Source organism: Allobosea lathyri, from assembly GCF_900108245.1.
In the GTDB taxonomy this organism is placed as follows: Bacteria; Pseudomonadota; Alphaproteobacteria; order Rhizobiales; family Beijerinckiaceae; genus Allobosea; species Allobosea lathyri.
On sequence record NZ_FNUY01000006.1, the window covers coordinates 327,200 to 350,114 of the forward strand.

Here is a 22,915-nt window from a genome sequence, read left to right on the forward strand (position 1 = left end):
GGCAGGACTAGCAGATGACCCACAGTCTCAACCTGTCAAAAGACAGGTGGGGCATCCCCAGCGGACCTGCCCCCATTGCCTTGAAAACAGTGGCAGCACCGCCTTTTTCGCGGCAGGGTCGCGGGCAACGATTCCGCGCGGTCGCTTGCCAGCGTTCGCGCAGCCTTGGGGGATGGATGCCGACCGATATCGAGATTGCGCGCGCGGCGACGCTTCAGCCGATCGCGGCCATAGCCGACAAGGCCGGAATCCCCCCAGTCGCGCTCAACCCCTATGGCAAGTTCATCGCCAAGGTCGACACGCACGCGATTCCGGATTTCGATGCGCGCCCCGAGGGCAAGCTCATCCTCGTCACTGCGATCAATCCCACGCCCGCCGGCGAGGGCAAGACGACCACGACGGTCGGGCTGGGCGATGGCCTTACGCGCATCGGCAAGAGCTGCATGATCGCGCTGCGCGAACCCTCGCTGGGGCCGTGCTTCGGCATGAAGGGCGGCGCGGCCGGTGGCGGCTATGCCCAGGTCGTGCCGATGGAGCAGATCAACCTGCATTTCACCGGCGATTTCCACGCCATCACCAGCGCGCATAACCTGCTGGCGGCGATGATCGACAACCATGTCTATTGGGGCAATGGGCTCGGCCTCGACACGCGCACCATCTCTTGGCGGCGCGTCATGGACATGAACGACCGGGCGCTGCGCTCCGTCGTCTCGTCGCTGGGGGGCGCCGGCAACGGCTTTCCGCGCGAGGACGGCTTCGACATCACGGTCGCCTCCGAGATCATGGCGATCTTCTGCCTGGCAAAGGATCTCGACGATCTCGAAGCCCGTCTCGGGCGGATCGTCATCGGGCGCACGCGCGACAAGCGTCAGGTCACCGCGGCCGATCTCAAGGCGACCGGCGCGATGAGCGTGCTGCTCAGGGACGCGCTGATGCCCAATCTGGTGCAGACCCTGGAGGGCACGCCGGCCTTCGTCCATGGCGGTCCCTTCGCCAATATCGCGCATGGCTGCAATTCGGTGATCGCGACGCGCTCCGCCATGAAGCTCGCGGATTATGTCGTGACCGAAGCCGGCTTCGGGGCCGATCTCGGGGCCGAGAAGTTCTTCGACATCAAATGCCGCAAGGCCGGGCTGAAGCCGGCGGCTGCCGTCATCGTCGCTACCGTGCGCGCGCTGAAGATGCATGGCGGCGCGGCCAAGGAGGCGCTCGGGCAGCAGGATCTGGTCGCGCTGGAGGCCGGACTCTCCAATCTCACGCGCCATGTCATCAACGTCCGCAAGTTCGGCGTGCCGCCGATCGTGGCGATCAACAACTTCACGAGTGACACGGCAGCCGAGCACGAGCTGATCCGCAATTACTGCCGCAATCATCTCGGCGTCGAGGCGGTGATCTGCCGGCACTGGGCCGAGGGCGGTGCGGGAGCAGAGGAACTGGCTCGCAAGGTCGTTGCTCTCGCGGAGGGGGGCGAGGCCGATTTCGAGCCGCTCTATCCCGACGCGATGACGCTCTGGAACAAGCTGGAGACCGTTGCGCGCGAAATCTATGGCGCGGCGGGCCTTGCTGCCGACAACAAGGTGCGCGAACGCTTTGCCGAACTGGAGGCGGCCGGATATGGCGATCTGCCGGTCTGCGTGGCGAAGACGCCTTATTCCTTCTCCGCAGATGCCAGTCTGCGCGGCGCGCCGTCGGGCCATATCGTATCGGTGCGCGAACTCAGGCTGTCGGCGGGGGCGGGCTTCGTCGTGGCGATCTGTGGCGATGTGATGACCATGCCCGGCCTGCCGCGGGAGCCCGCGGCCGAGCGCATCCATATCGACGCGCATGGCCAGATCGAGGGGCTGTTCTGAGGCTTGTTCTGAAGGCTTGGCGGCTCTCCCTTCTCCCCTCGCGGGAGAAGGTGGCACGCAGTGCCGGATGAGGGGGCGCCGTGGCCTTCGACGTCGCAAAAATGGAGAGCGCGGCGCGACCCCTCATCCGTCTCGGCTGTGCCGAGCCACCTTCTCCCGCAAGGGGCGAAGGGAAGGTTCGATGTCATTGGCGTTTTATTAAAGTCTTCCGCCACAGCTTCCGTTAGGTTCCGCGCAGCTGCCTGAAGGGGATATCGAGACGATGAGACCGGTTGCCGGAGAGAGGTCGCTGGCTCGGGGTCTCAAGGCGCGGGTATTGGGCTGGACGATGGCGATCCTGATCGCCATCGCCGTTCCGGCGGCAGCTGTGTTCATCTGGATCGTCGACAGCACGGTGGTGAAGCTCGGCACGCTGTTTGCCGAAAAACAGATCCTGTTCGACCGTTATCGGGGGCTGGAATCGCTGATGCGCGAGGTCTCGCTGGCCGAGACGGTTGCGCGCTCGCCGGCCATCCTGGAATGGGCGCAGGACGAGAACGACCCTGACAAGACCCGGCGCGGACTGGCGGAGCTCGAGCACTACCGCCTGTCGTTCAAGGACCAGAGCTATTTCGCGGTGCTCGACGGCTCGGGCAGCTACTATTTCAACGACAAGGCCAACAGCTACGAGAACGACCGCAAGCGCTATGTGCTCTCGCGAACGAACCCGCGCGACGGCTGGTACTACAAGACGGCGGCGCTGGGCTCAGGCTGCCATCTCAATGTCGACCATGACGACAATCTCGCCGTCACCAAGGTCTGGATCAACTGCATCATCCGCAGTGGCGAACGCGTGCTCGGGGTCATCGGCACCGGGGTCGATCTCAGCCAGTTCATCCGCGAGGTCGTCGACATCCCGCAGACCGGCGTGCAGAGCATGTTCGTCGACCGCAACGGCGCAGTGCAGGCCCATCGCGATCCGCGGCTTGTCGACTTCCACAGCCTGACCAAGGACATCAAGGCGAAGCAGACGATCTTCCGCCTGCTCGACCGCGAGAGCGACCGCAGCGCGCTGGCGACGATGATGGCGCAGGTCGCGCAGGGCGATGCGCTGGTCCAGTCGCGGTTCATGCATATCGACGGGCACGAGGTGCTGGTGGGCGTCGGTTATCTCGACCGTCTCGGCTGGTTCAACATCACGGTCATGGATATCGACAAGATCATCGACCGCAGCCTGTTCGTCCCGATCGCCTGCCTGCTTGCGGCAATGCTGCTGGCGGCGGCTGCGCTGATGACGCTCTTGTTCAAGCGCAGCGTGCTCGACCGGCTGGCGGGTGTCGAGAAGGCGACGCAGCGGGTGCAGGCGGGCGAGTTCGACGCGATCGAGACCGATCCGGGCAATGACGAGATCGGCCGGCTCTCACGCGCGCTTGGCGAGATGGCGCGAACGGTGGGCGACAACACCAACCGCCTTGAGGAACTGGTGCGCGAACGCACCGAGAAGCTGGAGCGGCTTGCCCATATCGATCCGCTGACGGGCATCTACAACCGGCGCGGCTTTGAACGCGCCTTCGACAACGAGCAGAATCGCGCTAGGCGCAGCGGGCGGCAGGCCGGGCTGCTCCTGATCGATATCGACAACCTCAAGCCTGTGAACGACGCACGCGGCCATCAGGTCGGCGACGAGGCGATTGTCGAGATCGCCCGGCGCATGACCGGGCTCCTGCGCAATTATGACATCTGCGCGCGCTGGGGCGGCGACGAGTTCATCCTGCTGGTCAGCGACGCGAGCCTGGCCTCACTCGCCTCGGTCGCCGCGAAGATCGTGCATATCGTCCAGGAGACGCCGGTCCTGCTGTCTGACGGCTCGACGATCGCGCTGACGGTCAGTGTCGGAGCCTGCCCGGTCAAATCCGACGAGACGCTCGCCAATGCGGCGAGCCACGCCGATGCCGCGCTCTACGCCGCCAAGCATCGCGGCCGCGACACCTTCACCGTCTACGATCCGGCACTGCATGACGGCGCGAGCCACGCGACGCTGAAGCTCGGCTAGAGCCGATGGCAATCCGCGGAATTACCAAGTCGGTCATCCCGGATCGGCGCCGCTTCGCGGCTTGTCCGGGATGACCCGTTGTGAAGGTCTCGATCAACCGAAGGCCAGCTGGACTTTCATCGCCCGCGACTTGTCGGCGGCGAGGTCGAAGGCCTCGATCGCGCGGTCGACCGGGATCGAGGCGGTCAGGAGCGGCGAGAGATCGATACTGCCCGAGCCGATCATCGCTACCGCCCAGTCGAACTCCTCATGGAAGCGGAAGGAGCCGCGCAGGTCGAACTCCTTGGCGACGATGACGTTCATCGGCAAAGTGAAATTGCCGCCAACGCCGATCTGCACGATCGTGCCGCCCGACCTCACGACATCGAAGGCGCCGGCCAGCGCGTGCTGGTTGCCGGACGCCTCGAACATCACGTCGAAAGCGCCCTTCTGCGCGCCATATTCGGCCTTCAGCCGTTCCGGCTCGGCCATGACGTTGATGGCAGCCGTCGCGCCCATCTTCAGCGCTATCGGCAGGGGCGTATCGACCACGTCGGTCGCGACGATCTCGGCGGCGCCGGCCGCCTTGGCCGCGACCATGGCGAGCACGCCGATCGGTCCCGAGCCGGTGACGAGCACGCGCTTGCCCAGCAGCGGGCCGGCGCGCTTGGCGGCGTGGAGACAGACCGAGAGCGGCTCGGCGAAGGCTGCCATCGCCGCCGTGACATGGTCGGCGACCTTCACGGCCTGACGCTCCTCGACGACGAGGACATCGCGGAAGCCACCCTGCACATGGGGAAAGCGCATGGCGCTGCCATAGAACAGCATATCCGTGCAGTGCTGCTGCTGGCCCATCTGGCAGTAGCGGCAATGGCCGCAGGCGCGGCTCGGATTGACCGCGACACGATCGCCCGGCTTCACCCGCGAAACCTCGCCGCCGATGGCCAAGACAGTGCCTGCGATCTCATGGCCGAGTATCAGCGGCTCGCGCACGCGGATCGTGCCGAAGCCGCCATGCAGGTAATAATGCAGGTCCGAGCCGCAGATGCCGCCGGCCTCGATGCGCACGCGGACGTCGAGCGGACGCAGATCGGGCGCTGTCGTCTCTTCGACGCGCAAATCCTTTTCGGCGTGGATGACGACTGCGCGCATGGCTGTTCTCCCATTCGAGGTGCTGTCGGGCGCACCTCTTGATTGTCTAATCGATTGAAAGATGCTTACCGAAGCCAGTGCCGCTGGCGCAAACCGAAACTGCCGTCGAAGCCCTGCATCTGCGAGGATAGGCCATGTCGCTGTCGCTGTTCAGTCTGGAGGGCAAGATTGCTCTCGTCACCGGCTCCGGCCAGGGCATCGGGCTCGCCATGGCCGAGGGACTTTCGGAAGCCGGCGCGCATGTCGTTCTGAACGGTCGCGACCGGGCCAAGCTGGAGACGGCGGCCAGGGCTATCGCGACTGCTGGCCGCAAGGTCTCGATCGCGGCCTTCGACGTCACCGATCACGCTGCTGTCGAGGCCGGGGTCGCGGCCATCGAGTCTGAGACGGGGCCGATCGATATCCTGATCAACAATGCCGGCATGCAGAAGCGCGCGCCGTTCACCGAATTTCCGGTCGATGACTGGCATCAGGTCGTCGCCACCAACCTGCATTCCGTGTTTTACGTGACCCAGGCGGTGACACGGCGGATGGTGCCGCGCGGGCGCGGCAAGATCGTCAATATCGGCTCGGTGATGAGCGAACTCGGCCGGCCGACCATCGTGCCCTATACCGCGACCAAGGGCGCGGTGAAGATGATGACGCGCGGGCTCGCTGCCGAGCTCGGCAAGCACAACATCCAGACCAATGCGATCGGGCCCGGCTATATCGTCACCGAGCTCAACAAGGCGCTGATCGCCGACGAGACCTTCTCGTCCTGGGTGAAGAGCCGCACGCCCTCGGGACGCTGGGGCGAGACCAGGGAGCTGGTGGGCGCCGCGATTTTCCTGTCCTCGGCTGCATCGGACTACGTCAACGGCCATCTGCTGATGGTCGATGGCGGCTTGACCGCCGTGGTGTGAGCGGCCGGCGAGGGCGGTTGCGAGCTGTCGCAACCAGTCCCTTGCGCTACTTGCCGGCGTCCAGTGTCGGCTTGCTGCTCTTGCGCGCTTTGGTCACTGGCGGTGTTTTGCTCGCCGGGCGCGCCTTGCTCGATGGTGCCTTTTCGAGCTGAGGCGCCTTATTGACCTGCGGTTTGTTGTCGACCTGTGGTGTTTGGCCGACGGGCTCCGCTTCGGCGCTCTTGCGTGCCTTGCCGGCGCGCGCCTCGAATTCACTGCGGATCGTCTCGATCTTCTCCTCGTCGAGCTCTTCGAGATCGAGCAGCTCTTCGCGAGCCCCTTCAAGGCGCACGATCAGCTCGTCGAGCTTGATCTGCATCGCGGCGGTGTCGCGATTCTGGCTGTTCTGGATGATGAAGACCATCAGGAAGGTGATGATGGTGGTCGAGGTGTTGATCACCAGCTGCCAGGTATCGTTGTAGCCGAAGAACGGCCCCGACACGCCCCAGAGCACGATCACGGCGACGGCGATGACGAAGGTCTGTGGCTTGCCCGCCCAGCGGGCCGTCGTCTGCGAGAGACGGGTGAACAGCGAGCGGTCGGTCAGGGCCTTGGAAGGCGATGGCATGGCGATGATCCCCGGACCCGGGCCAGGTCCGGCTGCTTAACGCCCAGCCGGGCCTGCTCGTTCCCCGCCGGGGCGTGCTCGTTCCCCGCCGGGGCGTGCTCGTTCCCCCGCCGGGGCGTGCTCGTTCCGAAGCCGCCGTTTTCTGTCGCTATTCCTTGATCAGCCGGCGTGCGTGCCAGGAGACGTGCTGCGCCATGAAGGTCGAGATGAAATGATAGGAATGGTCGTAACCATCCCGCATTTCGAGTTCGAGCGGGATGCCGGCCTGCGCGCAGGCGACCTCGAGAAGCCATGGCCGCAGGCCTTCCTGCAGGAAGCCGTCGGCGGTGCCCTGATCCACGAGCAGATCCCTGAGCCGATGGCCGTCGGCGATCAGGGCCGTGGAATCGTAAGGGCGCCAGGTCGTCTCGTCGGAGCCCAGATATTTCTCGAAAGCCGGCCGTGACCAGCCCGCCGTCGAGGGCTGGGTGATCGGCGCAAAGGCGGAAACCGAGGTGTAGCGCTGCGGATTCTTCAGCGCGAGCGTGATTGCGCCATGGCCGCCCATGGAATGGCCGAAGATGCCCTGCCGGCCCATATCGAGCGGAAAATGCTGCGCGACCAGCGCTGGCAACTCGTCGCGGATATAGCTCTCCATGCGATAGTTCTTCGCATAGGGCTCTTGCGTTGCGTCGAGATAGAAGCCGGCGCCGGAGCCGAACTGCCAGTTGTCCGGCTCGTCGGGGATGCCCTCGCCCCGCGGGCTGGTATCGGGACAGATGATCGCCACGCCATTGGCTGCGGCTGCGGCGCGATACTCGCCCTTGTCCATGGCGTTCTGGTGCGTGCAGGTCAGGCCTGAGAGATACCAGAGCACGGGAACCGGCCCATCCTCGATCTGATGCGGCAGGAAGATCGCGAAGGTCATCGGGCAGGCGCAGACCGCGCTGTCATGACGATAGACGCGCTGCGAGCCGCCGAAGGCTTTCGAGGAGGAGAGGAGTTCCATTGGCTTTCCTTCTTGGCCCAGTTTCCGCGACAGCGCAGCGAAACGCGCACCGTCATCCCGGACGCAGCGAAGCGGAGATCCGGGATCCATCATAGAGCCAGATCCGTCAAAGAATCGGCCCTCCGATGGATCCCGGATCGGCGCGGCAGAGCCGCTTGTCCGGGATGACGCGGTGTTTCCGTGGCCTATGGATAAGGCCAGAAAACGGCGCCTCAGTACACCACGACGCTACGGATCGACTTGCCCTCATGCATCAGGTCGAAGCCCGTATTGATCTCGTCGAGGCTCAGCTTGTGGGTGATCAGATCGTCGATGTTGATCTTGCCCTCCATGTACCAGTCGACGATTTTCGGCACATCGGTGCGCCCGCGCGCGCCGCCGAACGCCGTACCCTTCCAGACACGGCCGGTGACGAGCTGGAACGGCCGGGTGGCGATCTCCTTGCCGGCTTCCGCGACGCCAATGACGATCGATTCGCCCCAGCCGCGATGGCAGCATTCCAGCGCCTGGCGCATCACATCGGTATTGCCGGTCGCATCGAAGGAGAAATCCGCGCCGCCGCCCGTGAGGTCGACGATCGCCTGCACGACCTTGTCGTTGCCGACCTCCTTCGGGTTGACGAAGTGGGTCATGCCGAATTTCCTGGCCATCTCGACCTTGGCCGGGTTGATGTCGACACCGATGATCTTGTCGGCGCCGACCATGCGCGCGCCCTGGATCACGTTGAGGCCGATGCCGCCGAGGCCGAAGACCACGACATTGGCGCCCGGCCAGACTTTTGCCGTGTAGATGACAGCGCCGATCCCCGTCGTCACGCCGCAGCCGATATAGCAGATCTTGTCGAAGGGGGCGTCCTCGCGGACCTTCGCCAGCGCGATCTCGGGCAGGACCGTGAAGTTCGCGAAGGTCGAGCAGCCCATATAATGGAACACCTCGCCGCCATCGCAGGAGAAGCGCGAGGTGCCGTCGGGCATGACGCCCTGGCCTTGCGTCGAGCGGATCGAGGTGCACAGGTTCGTGCGCCGCGACAGGCAGGACTTACAGCTGCGGCATTCCGGCGTGTAGAGCGGGATGACGTGGTCGCCGACCTTCAGGCTCGTCACGCCCGCGCCGATCTCGCGCACGATGCCGGCACCCTCATGGCCGAGAATTGCCGGGAACTTACCCTCCGAATCCAGCCCCGACAGCGTGTAGGCGTCGGTGTGGCAGATGCCGGTCGCCATCACCTCGACCAGAACCTCGCCGGCCCTGGGGCCGCCGATCTCGATGGTCTCGATGGTGAGCGGCTTGCCCGCTTCCCAGGCGACGGCGGCACGTGTCTTCATCAGTCCAGTCCTCGCGTTCAGTCTCGTGCCGAAAGCGAAGCGCCCCGCGGCAGGCCCTATCTAGGGCCGGCTGGGGGAGGAGTTGTCAACGCGCGATGCGGCGAGGCGCAGCGCGTTTGCGACACGGGCGAGGTTCGTAGCCTCCCTCAGCCCGCATCCTGAGGAGGTCGCGAAGCGGCCGTCTCGAAGGATGTTCCAGAGCGTGCTGGAGCATCCTTCGAGACGCGCTTTCAGCGCTCCTCAGGATGAGGGCTGAAGGGGATCCATCGGAGCTCAGAAGCTGTAGGCCGCTTTCACCTTGACGAGGTTCTGGCTGAAATTGGTCAAATCCAGATCACCCGGCTGGCCCTTGGCCTTGCCGGCGACCTGGACGTTGTAGGCGGCCGAGATCGCGAACTGCTTCGTCGCCTGCCAGTAGATTCCGGGGCCGGCGAAGGTCGCGTAGCCTGCCTCCTTGCTGAAGCCGAGCGTGTCATAGGCGCGCTGATGGCGGACCTCGGCGCTGAGATAGACGCCATCGAGAACCTGCCAGGCGAGCGAGCCGCCGATCGTGAAGGTCGACGAGCGCTCATAGGGATCGGGGCCGGTCCAGGTCAGGTCCTGCGAGAGGTTGAGCGCGGCGTAGAGCTTGCCGGGCATCAACGTCGCGTCGGCGAAGAGGCGCAAGCCCGTGTTGTAGGTGGTGAAGCGGCTGGCGCCATCGGGGTTGGTGCGGTTGAAGCTCGGATCGATCACGGCGGTCAGGCCGATGCCGTGCATGTCGCGGCCGAGGATCTTGTACTTGGTCTCGATGCCGGCGCCAAAACTGTTGGAATCGGCGCTCACGCCGCCGGAGGAGGCCTGCGTGGTGTTGCCGAGCAGATAAGGGCCGACTTCGAGGCAGGGCAGCAGGCCGTAGGAGCCCTGGAGCTGGGCGCCATGGCTGTTCAGCCGGCCGCCACGCGTGCCGAAGGCCCCGCCATAGGTCAGGCTTGGGCCGAAGGAGCCGAGGTCGGCCACATCAGAGCCGGTGGTGAAGCCGAAGGCGTCGGTGGGAATGCCTTCGCTCTCGCTGCAGGCCAATGTCGCCACCGGCGCGACTGGGGCTGCCTTGCGCGAGGGCAGATCGGCGGCGCTGGCCATTGTCGCCGCAGCGGAGGCGAGGAGGGCGAGGGCGAAAGGCTTCAGCGACATAAGGCGGGCTCCAGCTGCGATGAGCGATCTTTATGCTAATGCGAATTATTTGCAATAGCGCTGTTGGCCCTTCAACGCGCTCAGCGTTGACCCTTCAACACGCTCAGGATGCACCGGTGGCCGGCTTCCGGCGAGAGGTCGCGGTGACGATTAATTGTAATAACGTTACATGTTGCTGCGGTGCAACAACGCGGTTCTGGCCCGTTTGAAAATTCCTGTAGCCCTCATCCTTCGAGACGCCGCTTCGCGGCTCCTCAGGATGAGGGCTGAATTATCAACCAGTCTCTCACGTCGGGGCTAGAGCCTGAAGGCGCGCAAGGGCGAGCGGGGCGATCTCGCGGAGCTCGTCCACGGGTTTCCAGGCGGCGGCATGAACCTCCTCGATCTGCGCGACGAGGGGCAGGGTCGGATCCGCCAGAAAGAGATATTGCAGATCGTGGTGGATATGGGCGGGCTCGTTGCGCGATGGCTTGCCGGGCACGTCATGGCTGTCGATGGCAAAGGGCAGGTCGCCGCCGCGATGCCAGGGATGCAAGGCCAGGCCCTGGACGCCGGTCTCTTCCAGCACCTCGCGCGCCGCAGATAGATGGAAATGCTGCGCGGGTTCGTAATGGCCGCCGGGCTGGAGCCAGCGGCCGATGACGACATGGTCGATCAGCAGGATCTGGCGGTGGTCGGGCGAGACCACATAGGCGCTTGTCGTGACGTGGCCAGGCAGGGTCGTGCGGTCGTCGAGCGCGTGGCCTTGCGCGATCTGCCAGCGCAACAGCGACAGATGCTCGCGCGGGGAGGCGACCTCTGTGCGGTAGCGGGCGACGGTTTCGGAAAGGCGGGTGAGGAAGGGCGTGCTCATGGTTCTCGGATAGATGATTCGACGGGCAGGTGCAGCGCGGGCGTCTAAAACCCGAACAGCGCGCGGTCAATTTCAACCTTCCATGGCGGAGCAAGCCGCGTGATTGCGATCGGGCGGGCGCCGGGCCGAGATGCCGATGAACGGGACAGGAGCCGGGTGGTTGCGCTGTTCTCACCTCAGCTTGCCATAGGCCGGCACGGTCAAGAAGTCCTCGAACTCCGGCGCCAGCGACGGCTTTGAGAACAGCTCGATCACCTAGGGGAGCGGCCCTTAGCGTAGGTCTTCACGCCGAGTTCGCTCTTCACGCCCCATCTCCGGTCAAGCCGCGCCGAGACGTTGTAGGCGGAGGTCGGCCTTTGGGCCTGCTCACGGCGCGGAGGAATTGACGCGCCTTCCTTACACTCCGTGGCGCTCTACTCGTCCGCCCGTCCCCTGGCATTGCAAATTCGTGGCGAGCGCCGTCGCCGGGGGATAGCCAGTCCGCTTTATCCCCGACCCTTCAGAAGGACCTCATCATGCCCGCACAAAAGCGGAGATGAGAGGCGATGACAGCGACCGATCGGGCGCAGGAATTGGTCAATATCGAGCTGACGCTGCTCCGGATTCGCGTCGCGTGGTTGCAACTCAAGCGTGACCTCCTGTCCGACGTGAGGTGCGCGCCGCTGGCCAAATACAGCCCAGACCAACCGCGCGTGCCGGCCGGCGATCCCGACGGAGGCCAGTGGACCAGTGGAGGGAGCGGAGGAGGAGCGGCATTTGCTGCGTTAGGCGGCTGGGCAGATGGTGGCAATGCCTCGGATGCCGAGACGTCGAGCGAATGGACAGATTTCAATGACGAGTTTGACGACGGCCAAATTCATTTGGCGCAGGATGATTCGTCGCGACAATACTCGGTTGATCTTAGGGAAGAGGAAGGGCGAGGCGGACACGCCATTCGCCGCCATGTTGGAAAAAGCGATCAGGAACTGTTCGATACCGTTCAACGTGATAGGCGTAGGTTCTTTTTTGTAACATATGCAAGGATTAGCGAAGGTTAATTCGGATCTATCGAAGCAGCTAACGATCTTGTAAACCAGACGTTGCAGTTAAACCGGGGGATAGTTGATCAAGTATCTCGTGGCAATGCCGCGGATGGTTTTGTGTCAGAACGATTCGGGTATGTTACCGGGCGAGAAGCTTTTCGATCCAGCGTGGATGCCTTGCCCTATGTTCGAAACACTTATGGGGCGGGGGTTTACATCGTGCATGATCGCCGTTCTCCGCGAGGATATAGAGTTCATACGGCTTATCCTCTCAACAAAGCCCCAAATCGATGAGAGAATTTATGAGAAAATTACCTAAAGAATTTAATAAACTTGGTGAACGTTTCTATCAAGATATTGACGAGGAGATATCGACGAGGCCGGAGTTGGTAAATTTTTTGCTTCAAGGTTTATCCAAGCAGGATCGCCAGCGGCTGAAGCCCTTCCTCGATAGCATCGTCGATCCAAATCGATGTTCTGGTGAAGAACTCCTGCGCTTGTGGCATGCCACGCCCACCAGTTTCTATGCTTTGGACAGCGAGGACCTGCGGCTTCTCCTACGGGAAATCAGAGCCAAGCTTGATTGAAAAAGACGGGGCGGCAGGTCGCTTGTCAGAGACCGCTTGGAACGAACGGCCATCATCCTCAGGAGCGCCGTCAGGCGCGTCTCGCAGGATGCTTCAGATGTCTCCGGAGCCTCCTGGTTCATCCTTCGAGACGCCATTCCCAACGGAACGGTTCCTCAGGATGAGGGCTCAAGGAGTTTTTAAACTGGTTCTCAGCCGCGCTGTTATCGTGTCCATTCGCGAAGCGATTGAGAAGCGCGCTGCGCAAACCCCGGTCGAATTTCGCGAATTTTGTCAATGGTTTCATCAAGACGTAGCTGAAGAGGTCTCGACCGAGGATGAGTTGACACAATTCCTCATCGGCACTTTCGACGACAACCAACAGCTGGATTTAAGGCAATGCCGGGCCCGGTGACGGCAGGAGGGCCGCCGTCACCCGCTGGTTGCGCTGTTCTCACCCCAGCTTGCCATAAGCCGGCACGGTCAAGAAGTCCTCGAATTCCGGCGCCAGCGACAGTTTTGAGAACAGCTCGATCGCATCGGGGAAGCGACCCTTGGCGTAGTTCTCCGCGCCGACTTCGCCCTTCACGCGCTCCATCTCCTCGGTCAGGCAGCGCTTGAACAGATCGGCCGTGACCTTCGTGCCGCCGTCGACCTCGACGCCATAGGCGACGAACTGCCAGATCTGGGCGCGGCTGATCTCGGCGGTCGCGGCGTCCTCCATCATGTTGTAGATCGGCACCGCGCCGCGGCCGCGCAGCCAGGCTTCGAGATATTGCACGCCGATGCGGATGTTCTCGCGGAAGCCTTCTTCCGAACGCGTGCCCTGATGAACTTCCAGCAGGTCCTTCGTGCCGACCTCGACATCCCCACGCATCTTGTCGAGCTGGTTGGCCTGCGGCATCAGCCGGTCGAACACCTCCATCGCCACGGGGACGAGATCGGGATGGGCGACCCAGGTGCCGTCATGACCGTCGCCGGCCTCGCGCTCCTTGTCGGCCTTGACCTTGGCGAAGGCGGCGGCATTGGCCTCGGGGTTGTTCTTGATCGGGATCTGGGCCGCCATGCCGCCCATCGCGAAGGCGCCGCGCCTGTGGCAGGTCTTGATCAGCAGCAGCGAATAGGCGCGCAGGAAGGCCTTTGTCATCACGACCTGCGAGCGGTCGGGCAGGACATAGGCTTCGTTGCGAGCGAGCTTCTTGATGAAGGAGAAGATGTAGTCCCAGCGGCCGCAATTCAGGCCCGCCATATGGTCCTTCAGCTCGAACAGGATCTCGTCCATCTCGAAGGCGGCCGGCAGGGTCTCGATCAGGACGGTGGCCTTGATCGTGCCGTTCTTCAGGCCAAGCGCATTCTGGGCGGCGACGAAAACGTCGTTCCAGAGCCGGGCCTCGAGATGGCTCTCGAGCTTGGGCAGGTAGAAATAGGGGCCGGAGCCTGCAGCGATCGCGGCCTTGGCGTTGTGGAAGACATAGAGGCCGAAATCGACCAGTGAGCCTGACGCCGTTTCGCCGTCGATCTCGATATGGCGCTCGGGCAGATGCCAGCCACGCGGGCGGATGATCAGCACCGCGGGCTTGGGGCCGAGCTTATAGGCCTTGCCGGTGGTCTTGTCGGTGAAGTCGATCGCATTGGCCCAGCGATCCCTGAGATTCAGCTGGCCCTCGATCATATTGGCCCAGACCGGCGAGGATGCGTCCTCGAAATCGGCCATGAAGACCTTTGCGCCGCAGTTCAGCGCATTGATGATCATCTTGCGGTCGACGGGGCCGGTGATCTCGACGCGGCGGTCCTGCAGATCGGCCGGGATCGGGGCGACCTTCCAGTCACCCTCGCGGATATGCCTGGTGTCGGCAAGGAAATCGGGCGTCTCGCCGGCGTCGAAGCGCTTCTGGCGCTCGCTGCGGAGCGCGAGCAGGCGCTTGCGGGTCTCGTTGAAGCGGCGGTGCAGATCGGCGACGAAGGACAAGGCCTCGGTCGTCAGGATCTCGTCGAAGCGCGGGCCGATGGCACCGTTGATGACGACGCCCTTCGGAGTCTGGATCGCTGCGGTCGAAGACTGCGACATGATGTGTTTCCTCCGGCGTGATGGCCGTTCCTGATGGAGGCATCATGCCGTGTTCCGCAGTTTCTCGAAATCCGGAAAAGCGTTCGATCACCTTTCACGTTTTGGAAAAGATGGATGGAGAAGCGGGAGCCGACTTGGCTGCGACGGTAACGCGCATTCATCGCTTCTTAATCGCAAGCGCATTCGGGGAGGATTATTTGCTGAAACATCGAGGTATGCGGTGATTTTGAGTGTTGATTTCACCCATTCGTAAGTTCCTGGCGGCTTTGATCATTTGAGAGTTTGTCAAAATACCGGTGTAGAGTGTCATGTCGATGGTTCGGATCAAGCATCTGCGCGAGGCGCTACGGTCGTTCTCCGGCGAGCGCTCGGGCAACGTGATCATTCTGTTCGCTTTTGCGATCTTGCCGATGGTCGGCTTCGCCGGCGCGCTTATCGATTACAGCCGGGCGGCCAATGTCAGGCTTCAGCTGAACGCCGCCGCAGATGCCGCCGCACTTGCGGCCGTCTCGCAGAACGCGATGCTGAAGTCGCTGGCCGACGCCAAGACCGACGCCGAGAAGATTTTCGACGCCGATGCGAGCGAATACAAGAGCACCGTGCAGAACCGCACGGTCACGCTTGAGAATATCGGTCTGGGACGTTCGGTCAAAGTCACCTATACGGCCACCGTCCCGGTCAATGTCATGAATCTGGTCGGGATTCAGACGGTTGCGGTGACCGGCAATGCGAGCGCGTCCGGTGCACGCGCGCCCTTCATCGATTTCTACCTGATGCTGGACAATTCTCCATCCATGGGCGTGGCGGCCACGACCGCCGAGATCACCAGGATGGAAGAAGCGACCAAATCGGTCCGGCAATGCGCTTTCGCCTGCCACGATCTCAGCAATCCCAACAATTTCTACAAGAAGGCCAAGGAAATCGGCGTCCAGATGCGCATCGATGTGGTGCGCAAGGCGACGCAGGAACTGACGGACACGGCGAAGACAACGGCGACCTTGCCGCAGCAGTATCGCATGGCAACGTACACGCTAGGGGCATCCTGCAAGGGCAAGAAGCTGACCGAAATACAAAGCCTGACCACCAGCATGGAGACAGCCAAGGCGTCCGCGAGTGCGATCGACCTGATGACGATTCCCTATGACGGGTACAATTCGGACCAGTGCACCGATTTCGACAAGGCAATGACCGATATCAACGGGATCATTCCAAATCCCGGCGATGGTTCCAGCAAGACCTCGCCGCAAAAGGTGATATTCTTCGTCTCCGATGGCGTGGCTGACTTTGCGAACTCCGGCGGCTGCTCGAAGAAGCTCTCCGGCACGCGCTGCCAGGAGCCGATCGATACCCAGTTCTGCAACAGCATCAAGAGTCGGGGCGTGAAGATCGCCGTGCTCTACACGACGTATCTGCCGCTGCCGTCGGATAGTTGGTACAACACTTGGATCAAGCCGTTCCAGGCGCAGATTCCGAAGAACATGGAGGCGTGCGCCTCACCGGGGCTGTTTTTCGAGGTCGGCATAAACCAGGGCATCTCCGAAGCCATGACGGCGCTGTTCCAGCGCGTGGTCACGAAAGCCTACCTCTCGAACTGATCTGTCCTTACGACGCCAGCAGAGCGAAACGTTCGAGGAAGCGCGCCTGTGCGGCTTCCGTGTCGAGCGGTTCGAGCCAGGCGAGGACGTCGCGCGGCAGGGCCTGCGGCCGGCCGAAGAACCTCAGGGCTTCCTCGCGCTCGAAGCCGGCCAGCTCCGTCGCCTCCAGGAATGCGGCGATCTTGTCGGCATCCTTGGTCTTGCGCTTCAGCAGGGCCGGTGTCGCCGCCGGCAGGCCGAAGCGCAGATGGATGGCGGCGAGCAGGCGCAATTCGACGCTCTTATAGGCGTCGCCCATCACGACCTTGAACGGCGAGATCATGTCGCCGATGACATATTCGGGGGCGTCGTGAAGCAGCGCCATCAACAGCCATTGCGCGGGCCAGTCAGGGTTGAGATGGGTGGCGACTGCCTCGACCAGCAGGCAGTGCTGGGCCACCGAAAAGGAATGCGCACCGCGCGTCTGGCCATTCCAGCGGGCGACGCGGGCGAGCCCATGGGCGATGTCCTCGATCTCGATATCGAGCGGCGAGGGATCGAGCAGATCGAGCCGGCGGCCCGACAGCATGCGTTGCCAGGCGCGGGGAGGTTCGGGGGCGCAGGCCATGGTTACATCGAACAGTGCATAGGCTGTGAACAGTGCATGGGCCGTCCCTGGCGAGCCCTCGTCCTGGGGAGTGCTCCGCAGGAGCGCGTCTCGAGGGATGGTCCAGCTGCTGCCGGAGCCTTCTGGAGCATCCTTCGAGACGCCGCTGCGCGGCTCCTCAGGATGAGGGCTGAGAAGACGCATCGCTTCATCGCGACCTCACATCGCGCGCCAGCACGGCGCATTCCTGCCGGCGGAAGCAGCCGGCGAGATGGTCGTTGACCAGTCCGCAGGCTTCCATGAAGGCGTAGACGATGGTCGGGCCGCAGAAGGTGAAGCCTGCCGCCTTGAGCTCCTTCGACATCGCCTTGGAAACCGCCGTTTCAGTCGGCACCTCCTCGTGAGTGCGGAAGGCGTTCTGCACCACCCGGCCGTCGAGATGCTTCCAGAGGAAATCGGCGAAGGGTTGGCGCTCGCTGATCGCGAGATAGGCGCGCGCGCTCTTGATCGTGCCCTCGATCTTGCCGCGATGGCGGATGATGCCGGCATCCTGCAGGAGCCGCTGCACATCCTCCTCGGTGAAGCGGGCGATCGCTTCCGGCTCGAACTGCGCGAAACCGGTGCGGAAGGCGTCACGCTTGCGCAGGATCGTGATCCAGGAGAGCCCGGCCTGGAAGCCGTCGAGGATCAGCTTTTCGAACAGCGCGCGCGAATCATATTCGGGCACGCCCCATTCGGTGTCGTGATAGGCGAGATAGAGCGGATCGGTTCCCGGCCAGACGCAACGGAATTTCCCGTCCGGACCTTCGACGGCAGCGCGTCCGGTCATGCCGCGGCTCCGAAACCGGGTTCGCCGGGGAAGGGGAAGCGGATGAACTCCGGCTTTTCCAGCGTGAAGGCGAGTCCACCGCCGAGCAGCGGCTCGCCTGCGGCCTGCGCGTCGGAGACCCGGTCGAGCCTGAGCATGGCAAGGCCGCGCCCGTCTGCACCGGAGCCGACGCGTCCGATCGTCTTGGTTCCGGCGGTGGCTTCGGCGCCGGTTTCGCAAGCGATTCCGCCGGTGAAGATCACGGGGACGATGCGGGTGCGCGCCGTGCCGCGATGCTGCATGCGGGAGACGACCTCCTGGCCGATATAGCAGCCCTTCCTAAAGGAGACGCCGCCGAGCTGGTCGAGCAGCGCCTCATGGGGGAAGGCGTCGCCATAGGCGAAGTCCCTGCCGCCATCGGGAATGCCGAGCGCGACGCGCCTTGCATGATAGGCCTCGGAATCGCCGGTCGCGATGCACTCGACATCGGCACGATCGGTGATGGCGCGCTGGCCGAGCGCCGGTAGTCGTGGATCGTCATAGACGAGGCCGGAATCGGCGGGCAGGGGCGAGCCGTCGGTCGAGACGATGACCGCGCTCGCCTCGGAAAGGTCATCGAGCGCGACCCTGGCACGCAGCTTGTAGAGTTTGAGGCGTTTCATCAGATCCGGCACCTGCAGGAGCGGCGCATCGAGGAGAAAGCCGCCGCCCTCCGCTTCCGCCACCGCGATCACGATAAAGTCGCCGATGATCTTGCCTTGCGGTGTCAGCAGTGCGCCATAGCCGGCCTGTTCCGGCGTCACCGGATCCAGATCGTTGGTGACGAGGTTCTGCAGGAAGTCTCGCGCATCCTCACCGCTGACGCGGATGACGCCGCGGTCGATCAATCGGGCTGCGGGCATGAAGCGGTCTCCAGAACCTCTACCGTCATTGCGAGCGCAGCGAAGCAATCCATTCTCGTAGAGCATGACGACTCTGGATTGCTTCGCTGCGCTCGCAATGACGGTTTGCGTTTTGCAAATATCATCGGCCCCGATAGTTAGGCCGCAACAGCCGTTATCTCAACCGCCGGAGACCCGCCATGTCGCAGACCTACGATGTCATTCTGAAGGGTGGCACGGTCGTGAACCAGGATGGCCGCGTCCAGCGCGACCTCGGCATCACCAACGGCAAGATCGTCGCGCTGGGCGATCTCTCTCGCGCTTCGGCGGGCGAGGTGGTCGATTGCACTGGTCTCCACATCCTGCCTGGCGTGATCGATTCACAGGTGCATTTCCGCGAGCCGGGCCTCGACCATAAGGAGGATCTGGAGACCGGATCGCGCGCTGCCGTGCTCGGCGGCGTCACCACCGTCTTCGAGATGCCCAACACGATTCCGCAGACGACCACCCCCGAGGCGCTCGCCGACAAGATCAGGCGCGGGCGGCATCGCATGCATTGCGACTTCGCGTTTTGGGTCGGCGGCACGCATGAGAACGTCAAGGACGTGCCCGAGCTGGAGCGTTTGCCCGGTGCCGCCGGCATCAAGGTCTTCATGGGCTCGTCCACCGGCGATCTTCTGGTCGAGGACGATGCCGGTGTCGCCGAGATCCTGAAGCGCACGCGCCGGCGCGCCGCCTTCCACTCCGAGGACGAGATGATGCTGCGCGAGCGCATGAATCTCAGGGTCGAGGGCGATCCGTCGAGCCATCCGGTCTGGCGTTCGCCGGAGGTGGCGCTGACCTGCACGAAACGGCTGGTGCGCATCGCGCGCGAGACCGGCGCGCGCGTGCATATCCTGCATATCTCGACCGGCGAGGAGATGGTGTTTCTCAGGGATCACAAGGATGTCGCGACCGTCGAGGTGCTGCCGAACCATCTGACGCTGGTCGCGCCCGACGCTTACGAGCGGCTGGGCACCTACGCGCAGATGAACCCGCCGATCCGCGACGACAGCCATCGCCAGCGCATCTGGTGGGGTGTGGAGCAGGGCGTCGTCGACGTGCTCGGCTCCGATCACGCGCCCCATACCCATGAGGAAAAGCACCACGCCTATCCCGCCAGCCATTCCGGCATGCCGGGCGTGCAGACGCTGGTGCCGATCATGCTCGACCATGTGAACGCGGGCAGGCTGACGCTGGAGCGCTTCGTCGACCTGTCGAGCCATGGGCCGCAGCGCATTTTCGGGATGGAGGGCAAGGGCCGGATCGCGGCGGGCTACGACGCCGATCTCACCATCGTCGACATGAAGCGCCGGGAGACGATCACCAATGCATGGGGCGCCTCGAAATGCGGCTGGACACCCTATGACGGCGTCACCGTCACCGGCTGGCCTGTTGGCACCTATGTGCGCGGGCGGAAGGTGATGTGGGACGGCGAGATCACGACGCCCTCGCAAGGCGAACCGGCTCGCTTCCTGGAGGCGCTGCCTCGGGAGGTCTGATTCATCTGGGCCTCCGCCGTCATGCTCGCCCTTGTGGCGAGCATCCACGTCTTGAACACCATCCTCGACGAGGACAGACGTGGATGGCCGGGACAAGCCCGACCATGACGGGGAGGCGCATGCGACGCGATCTTCCCAGTTTTTTACAAGAATCGACGGGCCTCGAAATTTTTTCGGGGCCCGTGTCGATTCCGCCTGGGCTCGTTCGTCGTGTCAGCAGAGACCGGATGCGGCAAGATGCCGGGCCGGCTCCCATGGCAAGCGAAGGAGAGAAGACCATGCGTTTCATGATCATCGTCAAGGCGACCAGGGACAGCGAAGCCGGCATCATGCCGACCACCGAACTGCTGACCGCCATGGGCGCCTATAATGAGGAGCTGGTGAAGGCGGGCATCATGCTGGCCGGCGACGGCCTGCATCCCAGCACCAAGGGTGCGCGCGTCCAGTTCGACGGGGAGAAGCGGGCCGTGGTCGACGGCCCCTTCGCCGAGACCAAGGAGCTGATCGCCGGTTTCTGGATCTGGCAGTGCAAGTCCCGGGAGGAGGCGATCGAATGGGTCAAGCGCTGCCCCAACCCCATGCCCGGGCCGTCCGAGATCGAGATCCGCCAGATCTTCGAGGCTGCCGATTTCGGCGAGGAATTCACGCCCGAGCTGCGCGAGCAGGAGGAGCGGGTCTGGGCCGAGGCCAAGAAGAATTCCGGCTGACGAATTCAGGCTGATCCTGTCGATGTCGCGACATGTCGTTCGACGTGTCCTTGGAGCGGGACCGCAGGCGTCCTGCTCGCAAACCCCAACGCCAAGGAGCAAGCATGCGTTACATGATCATCGTCAGGGCGACCAAGGACAGCGAAGCCGGCATCTTTCCGGAGGATGACGCGCTGATGGCGTCGATGGCTACCTATCACGAGGAGCTCGCCAAGGCCGGCGTCCTGCTCGAAGGCTCCGGCCTGAAGCCGAGCTCGAAGGGCTGGCGCATCAGGCATGCCGCCGATGGCAGGAGCACGGTCGTCGACGGTCCCTTCGCCGAGACCAAGGAGCTGATCGCCGGCTACACCGTGATCAAGGTGAATTCGCGCGAAGAGGCGCTCGACTGGTCGCGGCGCTTTCCGCGCCCGTTCGAACTCGGCCAGGATTGCGAGATCGAGATTCGCGAGCTCTACGAGCTGGAGGATTTCGAGACGATGGGCTCGGTACAGCGCTTCCGCGACATCGGCATGGGTAGCGTCTGACGGCCCGCGCCTTTTCCTCTGCCCCCTTGTCTTCGGGGCGGGAGATGGTGTGTATCGCTGCCCATGTCGGCGAGCGATGCACACCGCACCATCGAGACGGTCTGGCGCATGGAGGCCCCGCGCCTGATCGCCGGGCTCGCCCGTATCGTCCGCGATGTCGGGCGCGCCGAGGAACTGGCGCAGGACGCGCTGGTCGTGGCCCTGAAGCAGTGGCCCGAAGAGGGCGTTCCGCGCAATCCCGGGGCGTGGCTGATGCAGGCCGCCAAGCATCGCGCCATCGATTCCTTGCGTCGTGACAGGTTGCTGGCGCGCAAACATCAGGAACTGGGCCACGACATCGAGACCGACGGGAATGGCGCGCCCGATCTCGACGCGGCGCTGGACGACGATGTCGGCGACGATCTGCTGCGGCTTGTCTTCACGGCCTGCCATCCGGTGCTTTCGACCGAGGCCCGGCTCGCGCTGACGCTGAAGCTGCTCGGCGGGCTGACGACGGAGGAGATCGCACGGGCCTTCCTCGTGCCCGAGCCGACGATGGCCCAGCGCATCGTGCGGGCCAAGAAGGCGCTCAGCGATGCCAAGGTTCCGTTCGAGGTGCCTCATGGCGCGGAGCTGACGGAACGGCTCTCCTCGGTGCTTGAGGTCGTCTATCTGATTTTCAACGAGGGTTATGCGGCTACCGCGGGAAACGACTGGGTCCGGCCGGCCTTGTGCGAGGAAGCGCTGCGGCTGGGCCGCATTCTCGCCGGACTCAGCCCGCAGGAGCCGGAGGTGCATGGCCTCGTCGCGCTGATGGAACTGCAGGCCTCGCGGCTGCGGGCGCGCATCGGCCCCGACGGCGAGCCGGTGCTGCTGCTCGACCAGAACCGGGCGCGCTGGGACCATCTGCTGATCGGGCGCGGGCTCAAGGCGCTGGAGCGGGCGCAGTCTCTGCAAGGGCAGATTTCTCGTGATGACGCGCCGGGCGCGCTGCCCGGCCCTTATCTGCTGCAGGCTGCGTTGGCGGCCTGCCACGCCCGGGCGCGCACGGCTGCTGAGACGGACTGGGCGCGGATCGCGGCGCTCTATGGCGTCCTCGCCCGGGTCTCTCCCTCACCGGTGGTTGAGCTGAACCGCGCCGTCGCCGTCTCGATGGCGGAAGGGCCGGCTGCCGGGCTGGTGCTGGTCGAGGCGCTGATGTCCGAGCCCGCGCTCAAGCGGTACCATCTGCTGCCCGCCGTGCATGGTGATCTGCTGGCAAAGCTCGGCCGGCATTCGGAGGCGCAGGCTGCGTTCACGCTCGGAGCGGAGCTGACGAAAAATCAGCGCGAGCGCGAACTCATGCTTGCCCGCGCGCAAACGGCGCGGGAGGCGGCTGCGCGGGATGGGTTAGATCATTCGTGTTCAGATTGATGTCGCTTGGTCATCCCGGGCGCAGCGAAGCGGAGACCCGGCAACTGTGTCGTTTGGGGTCATGTCTGGAAGGCTGTGTTTGTTTTGAGCATGGCGTTGAGGACGGTGATGAGCTTTCTTGCGACGGCGATGATGGCGACTTTGGCGGCGGCGCTTCGGGCGCGGATGGTGTCGTAGAAGGTCTTGAAGCGCGACGATGTCCGGATGGCGGCAAGCGCGGCCATGTAGAGGGCTCGCCGGACGCGGCGCCTTCCGCCCCTGATCATGCGCTGGCCGCGCCTGCGTCCGCTGTCGTTGTTGAAGGGCGCGAGGCCCGTCAGGGCAGCGATGGCCTTTGGCGAGACGTGCCCGAGTTCGGGCATCA

Annotated in this window: 22 protein-coding genes; 11 read left to right on the top strand and 11 right to left on the bottom strand. The window is 63.9% G+C overall.

Translation table 11 applies throughout. From position 1 onward, the window contains the following. Positions 1-176 precede the first annotated feature (176 nt). Together C4S73_RS16390 and C4S73_RS16395 are read left to right on the top strand one after the other, a co-directional pair. Positions 177-1,850: a formate--tetrahydrofolate ligase gene (locus tag C4S73_RS16390; RefSeq protein WP_103873577.1), complete on the top strand. Its 1,674-nt coding sequence runs from the start codon at positions 177-179 to the stop codon at positions 1,848-1,850. Between the two features lie 262 nt (positions 1,851-2,112). Next, positions 2,113-3,882, top strand: coding sequence for a sensor domain-containing diguanylate cyclase (locus tag C4S73_RS16395; RefSeq protein WP_103873578.1), 1,770 nt, complete (start codon positions 2,113-2,115; stop codon positions 3,880-3,882). 93 nt (positions 3,883-3,975) lie between these two features. On the opposite strand, the gene C4S73_RS16400 is transcribed toward C4S73_RS16395, so the two are convergent. Then, positions 3,976-5,013, bottom strand: a complete 1,038-nt coding sequence (locus tag C4S73_RS16400; RefSeq protein WP_103873579.1) for an L-idonate 5-dehydrogenase — start codon at positions 5,011-5,013, stop codon at positions 3,976-3,978. Between the two features lie 134 nt (positions 5,014-5,147). On the opposite strand from C4S73_RS16400, the gene C4S73_RS16405 reads away from it, so the two are divergent. Then, on the top strand, positions 5,148-5,915 hold the full coding sequence (locus C4S73_RS16405) for a glucose 1-dehydrogenase (RefSeq protein ID WP_103873580.1): 768 nt from the start codon (positions 5,148-5,150) through the stop codon (positions 5,913-5,915). A gap of 46 nt (positions 5,916-5,961) precedes the next feature. On the opposite strand, the gene C4S73_RS16410 is transcribed toward C4S73_RS16405, so the two are convergent. The 5 genes from C4S73_RS16410 to C4S73_RS16430 all read right to left on the bottom strand — a co-directional run bounded on the left by C4S73_RS16410 (position 5,962) and on the right by C4S73_RS16430 (position 10,861). Next, positions 5,962-6,522: a low affinity iron permease family protein gene (locus C4S73_RS16410; protein ID WP_200828031.1), complete on the bottom strand. Its 561-nt coding sequence runs from the start codon at positions 6,520-6,522 to the stop codon at positions 5,962-5,964. A gap of 148 nt (positions 6,523-6,670) precedes the next feature. Next, entirely contained in the window at positions 6,671-7,510 is an 840-nt protein-coding gene (fghA, locus tag C4S73_RS16415) for an S-formylglutathione hydrolase (protein ID WP_103873581.1), read from the bottom strand. 212 nt (positions 7,511-7,722) lie between these two features. Continuing rightward, complete coding sequence (locus C4S73_RS16420) at positions 7,723-8,835, bottom strand: S-(hydroxymethyl)glutathione dehydrogenase/class III alcohol dehydrogenase (RefSeq protein ID WP_103873582.1); 1,113 nt, start codon at positions 8,833-8,835, stop codon at positions 7,723-7,725. Positions 8,836-9,108: 273 nt separating this feature from the next. Next, a complete protein-coding gene (locus C4S73_RS16425) occupies positions 9,109-10,008 on the bottom strand; it encodes a hypothetical protein (RefSeq protein WP_103873583.1) in 900 nt (299 codons plus the stop codon). Between the two features lie 286 nt (positions 10,009-10,294). Then, entirely contained in the window at positions 10,295-10,861 is a 567-nt protein-coding gene (locus tag C4S73_RS16430; RefSeq protein WP_103873584.1) for an NUDIX hydrolase, read from the bottom strand. A 545-nt stretch (positions 10,862-11,406) separates the two neighbouring features. Here C4S73_RS16430 and C4S73_RS16435 point away from each other — a divergent pair. The 3 genes from C4S73_RS16435 (at position 11,407) to C4S73_RS16450 (ending at position 12,864) form a co-directional block, all read left to right on the top strand. Then, a complete protein-coding gene (locus tag C4S73_RS16435) occupies positions 11,407-11,898 on the top strand; it encodes a hypothetical protein (RefSeq protein ID WP_103873585.1) in 492 nt (163 codons plus the stop codon). A 287-nt stretch (positions 11,899-12,185) separates the two neighbouring features. Further along, positions 12,186-12,470: a hypothetical protein gene (locus C4S73_RS16445; protein ID WP_146071370.1), complete on the top strand. Its 285-nt coding sequence runs from the start codon at positions 12,186-12,188 to the stop codon at positions 12,468-12,470. 97 nt (positions 12,471-12,567) lie between these two features. After that, entirely contained in the window at positions 12,568-12,864 is a 297-nt protein-coding gene (locus tag C4S73_RS16450) for a hypothetical protein (protein ID WP_146071371.1), read from the top strand. Positions 12,865-12,903: 39 nt separating this feature from the next. Here C4S73_RS16450 and aceB read toward each other — a convergent pair whose 3' ends face one another. Further along, on the bottom strand, positions 12,904-14,517 hold the full coding sequence (gene aceB / locus C4S73_RS16455; protein ID WP_103873589.1) for a malate synthase A: 1,614 nt from the start codon (positions 14,515-14,517) through the stop codon (positions 12,904-12,906). A gap of 308 nt (positions 14,518-14,825) precedes the next feature. Here aceB and C4S73_RS16460 point away from each other — a divergent pair, with 308 nt between their 5' ends. Then, a complete protein-coding gene (locus C4S73_RS16460; RefSeq protein WP_244595627.1) occupies positions 14,826-16,112 on the top strand; it encodes a TadE/TadG family type IV pilus assembly protein in 1,287 nt (428 codons plus the stop codon). A gap of 7 nt (positions 16,113-16,119) precedes the next feature. Here the strand turns inward: C4S73_RS16460 and C4S73_RS16465 are convergent, their stop codons facing one another. The 3 genes from C4S73_RS16465 to ygfZ form a co-directional block, all read right to left on the bottom strand. Further along, positions 16,120-16,719: a YfbR-like 5'-deoxynucleotidase gene (locus tag C4S73_RS16465; protein WP_103873631.1), complete on the bottom strand. Its 600-nt coding sequence runs from the start codon at positions 16,717-16,719 to the stop codon at positions 16,120-16,122. A gap of 187 nt (positions 16,720-16,906) precedes the next feature. Next, the gene (locus C4S73_RS16470; protein ID WP_103873590.1) at positions 16,907-17,527 is read right to left on the bottom strand and encodes a DNA-3-methyladenine glycosylase I; all 621 of its coding nucleotides are present in this window, start codon (positions 17,525-17,527) and stop codon (positions 16,907-16,909) included. Continuing rightward, positions 17,524-18,408, bottom strand: coding sequence for a CAF17-like 4Fe-4S cluster assembly/insertion protein YgfZ (ygfZ, locus tag C4S73_RS16475; RefSeq protein ID WP_103873591.1), 885 nt, complete (start codon positions 18,406-18,408; stop codon positions 17,524-17,526). The genes C4S73_RS16470 and ygfZ overlap by 4 nt, the downstream gene beginning before the upstream one ends. A 179-nt stretch (positions 18,409-18,587) precedes the next feature. Between ygfZ and C4S73_RS16480 the strand changes: the two genes are divergently transcribed. From C4S73_RS16480 to C4S73_RS16495, 4 genes are all read left to right on the top strand, one after another. Then, the gene (locus C4S73_RS16480) at positions 18,588-19,928 is read left to right on the top strand and encodes a dihydroorotase (protein ID WP_103873592.1); all 1,341 of its coding nucleotides are present in this window, start codon (positions 18,588-18,590) and stop codon (positions 19,926-19,928) included. A gap of 278 nt (positions 19,929-20,206) precedes the next feature. Continuing rightward, entirely contained in the window at positions 20,207-20,635 is a 429-nt protein-coding gene (locus C4S73_RS16485; protein WP_103873632.1) for a YciI family protein, read from the top strand. 104 nt (positions 20,636-20,739) lie between these two features. Next, a complete protein-coding gene (locus C4S73_RS16490) occupies positions 20,740-21,159 on the top strand; it encodes a YciI family protein (RefSeq protein ID WP_103873593.1) in 420 nt (139 codons plus the stop codon). A gap of 63 nt (positions 21,160-21,222) precedes the next feature. Continuing rightward, positions 21,223-22,551, top strand: coding sequence for an RNA polymerase sigma factor (locus tag C4S73_RS16495; RefSeq protein ID WP_103873594.1), 1,329 nt, complete (start codon positions 21,223-21,225; stop codon positions 22,549-22,551). A gap of 59 nt (positions 22,552-22,610) precedes the next feature. Here C4S73_RS16495 and C4S73_RS16500 read toward each other — a convergent pair. Continuing rightward, the coding region (locus C4S73_RS16500) for a transposase (RefSeq protein WP_103873595.1) at positions 22,611-22,915 on the bottom strand (305 nt) is incomplete at its 5' end.

Coding starts and splice junctions, on each gene's coding strand:
- C4S73_RS16390 (WP_103873577.1), top strand. CDS start 177: ATGCCGACCGATATCGAGATTGCGCGCGCGGCGACGCTTCAGCCGATC.
- C4S73_RS16395 (WP_103873578.1), top strand. CDS start 2,113: ATGAGACCGGTTGCCGGAGAGAGGTCGCTGGCTCGGGGTCTCAAGGCG.
- C4S73_RS16400 (WP_103873579.1), bottom strand. CDS start 5,013: ATGCGCGCAGTCGTCATCCACGCCGAAAAGGATTTGCGCGTCGAAGAG.
- C4S73_RS16405 (WP_103873580.1), top strand. CDS start 5,148: ATGTCGCTGTCGCTGTTCAGTCTGGAGGGCAAGATTGCTCTCGTCACC.
- C4S73_RS16410 (WP_200828031.1), bottom strand. CDS start 6,522: ATGCCATCGCCTTCCAAGGCCCTGACCGACCGCTCGCTGTTCACCCGT.
- fghA (WP_103873581.1), bottom strand. CDS start 7,510: ATGGAACTCCTCTCCTCCTCGAAAGCCTTCGGCGGCTCGCAGCGCGTC.
- C4S73_RS16420 (WP_103873582.1), bottom strand. CDS start 8,835: ATGAAGACACGTGCCGCCGTCGCCTGGGAAGCGGGCAAGCCGCTCACC.
- C4S73_RS16425 (WP_103873583.1), bottom strand. CDS start 10,008: ATGTCGCTGAAGCCTTTCGCCCTCGCCCTCCTCGCCTCCGCTGCGGCG.
- C4S73_RS16430 (WP_103873584.1), bottom strand. CDS start 10,861: ATGAGCACGCCCTTCCTCACCCGCCTTTCCGAAACCGTCGCCCGCTAC.
- C4S73_RS16435 (WP_103873585.1), top strand. CDS start 11,407: ATGACAGCGACCGATCGGGCGCAGGAATTGGTCAATATCGAGCTGACG.
- C4S73_RS16445 (WP_146071370.1), top strand. CDS start 12,186: ATGAGAAAATTACCTAAAGAATTTAATAAACTTGGTGAACGTTTCTAT.
- C4S73_RS16450 (WP_146071371.1), top strand. CDS start 12,568: ATGTCTCCGGAGCCTCCTGGTTCATCCTTCGAGACGCCATTCCCAACG.
- aceB (WP_103873589.1), bottom strand. CDS start 14,517: ATGTCGCAGTCTTCGACCGCAGCGATCCAGACTCCGAAGGGCGTCGTC.
- C4S73_RS16460 (WP_244595627.1), top strand. CDS start 14,826: ATGTCGATGGTTCGGATCAAGCATCTGCGCGAGGCGCTACGGTCGTTC.
- C4S73_RS16465 (WP_103873631.1), bottom strand. CDS start 16,719: ATGGCCTGCGCCCCCGAACCTCCCCGCGCCTGGCAACGCATGCTGTCG.
- C4S73_RS16470 (WP_103873590.1), bottom strand. CDS start 17,527: ATGACCGGACGCGCTGCCGTCGAAGGTCCGGACGGGAAATTCCGTTGC.
- ygfZ (WP_103873591.1), bottom strand. CDS start 18,408: ATGCCCGCAGCCCGATTGATCGACCGCGGCGTCATCCGCGTCAGCGGT.
- C4S73_RS16480 (WP_103873592.1), top strand. CDS start 18,588: ATGTCGCAGACCTACGATGTCATTCTGAAGGGTGGCACGGTCGTGAAC.
- C4S73_RS16485 (WP_103873632.1), top strand. CDS start 20,207: ATGCGTTTCATGATCATCGTCAAGGCGACCAGGGACAGCGAAGCCGGC.
- C4S73_RS16490 (WP_103873593.1), top strand. CDS start 20,740: ATGCGTTACATGATCATCGTCAGGGCGACCAAGGACAGCGAAGCCGGC.
- C4S73_RS16495 (WP_103873594.1), top strand. CDS start 21,223: ATGTCGGCGAGCGATGCACACCGCACCATCGAGACGGTCTGGCGCATG.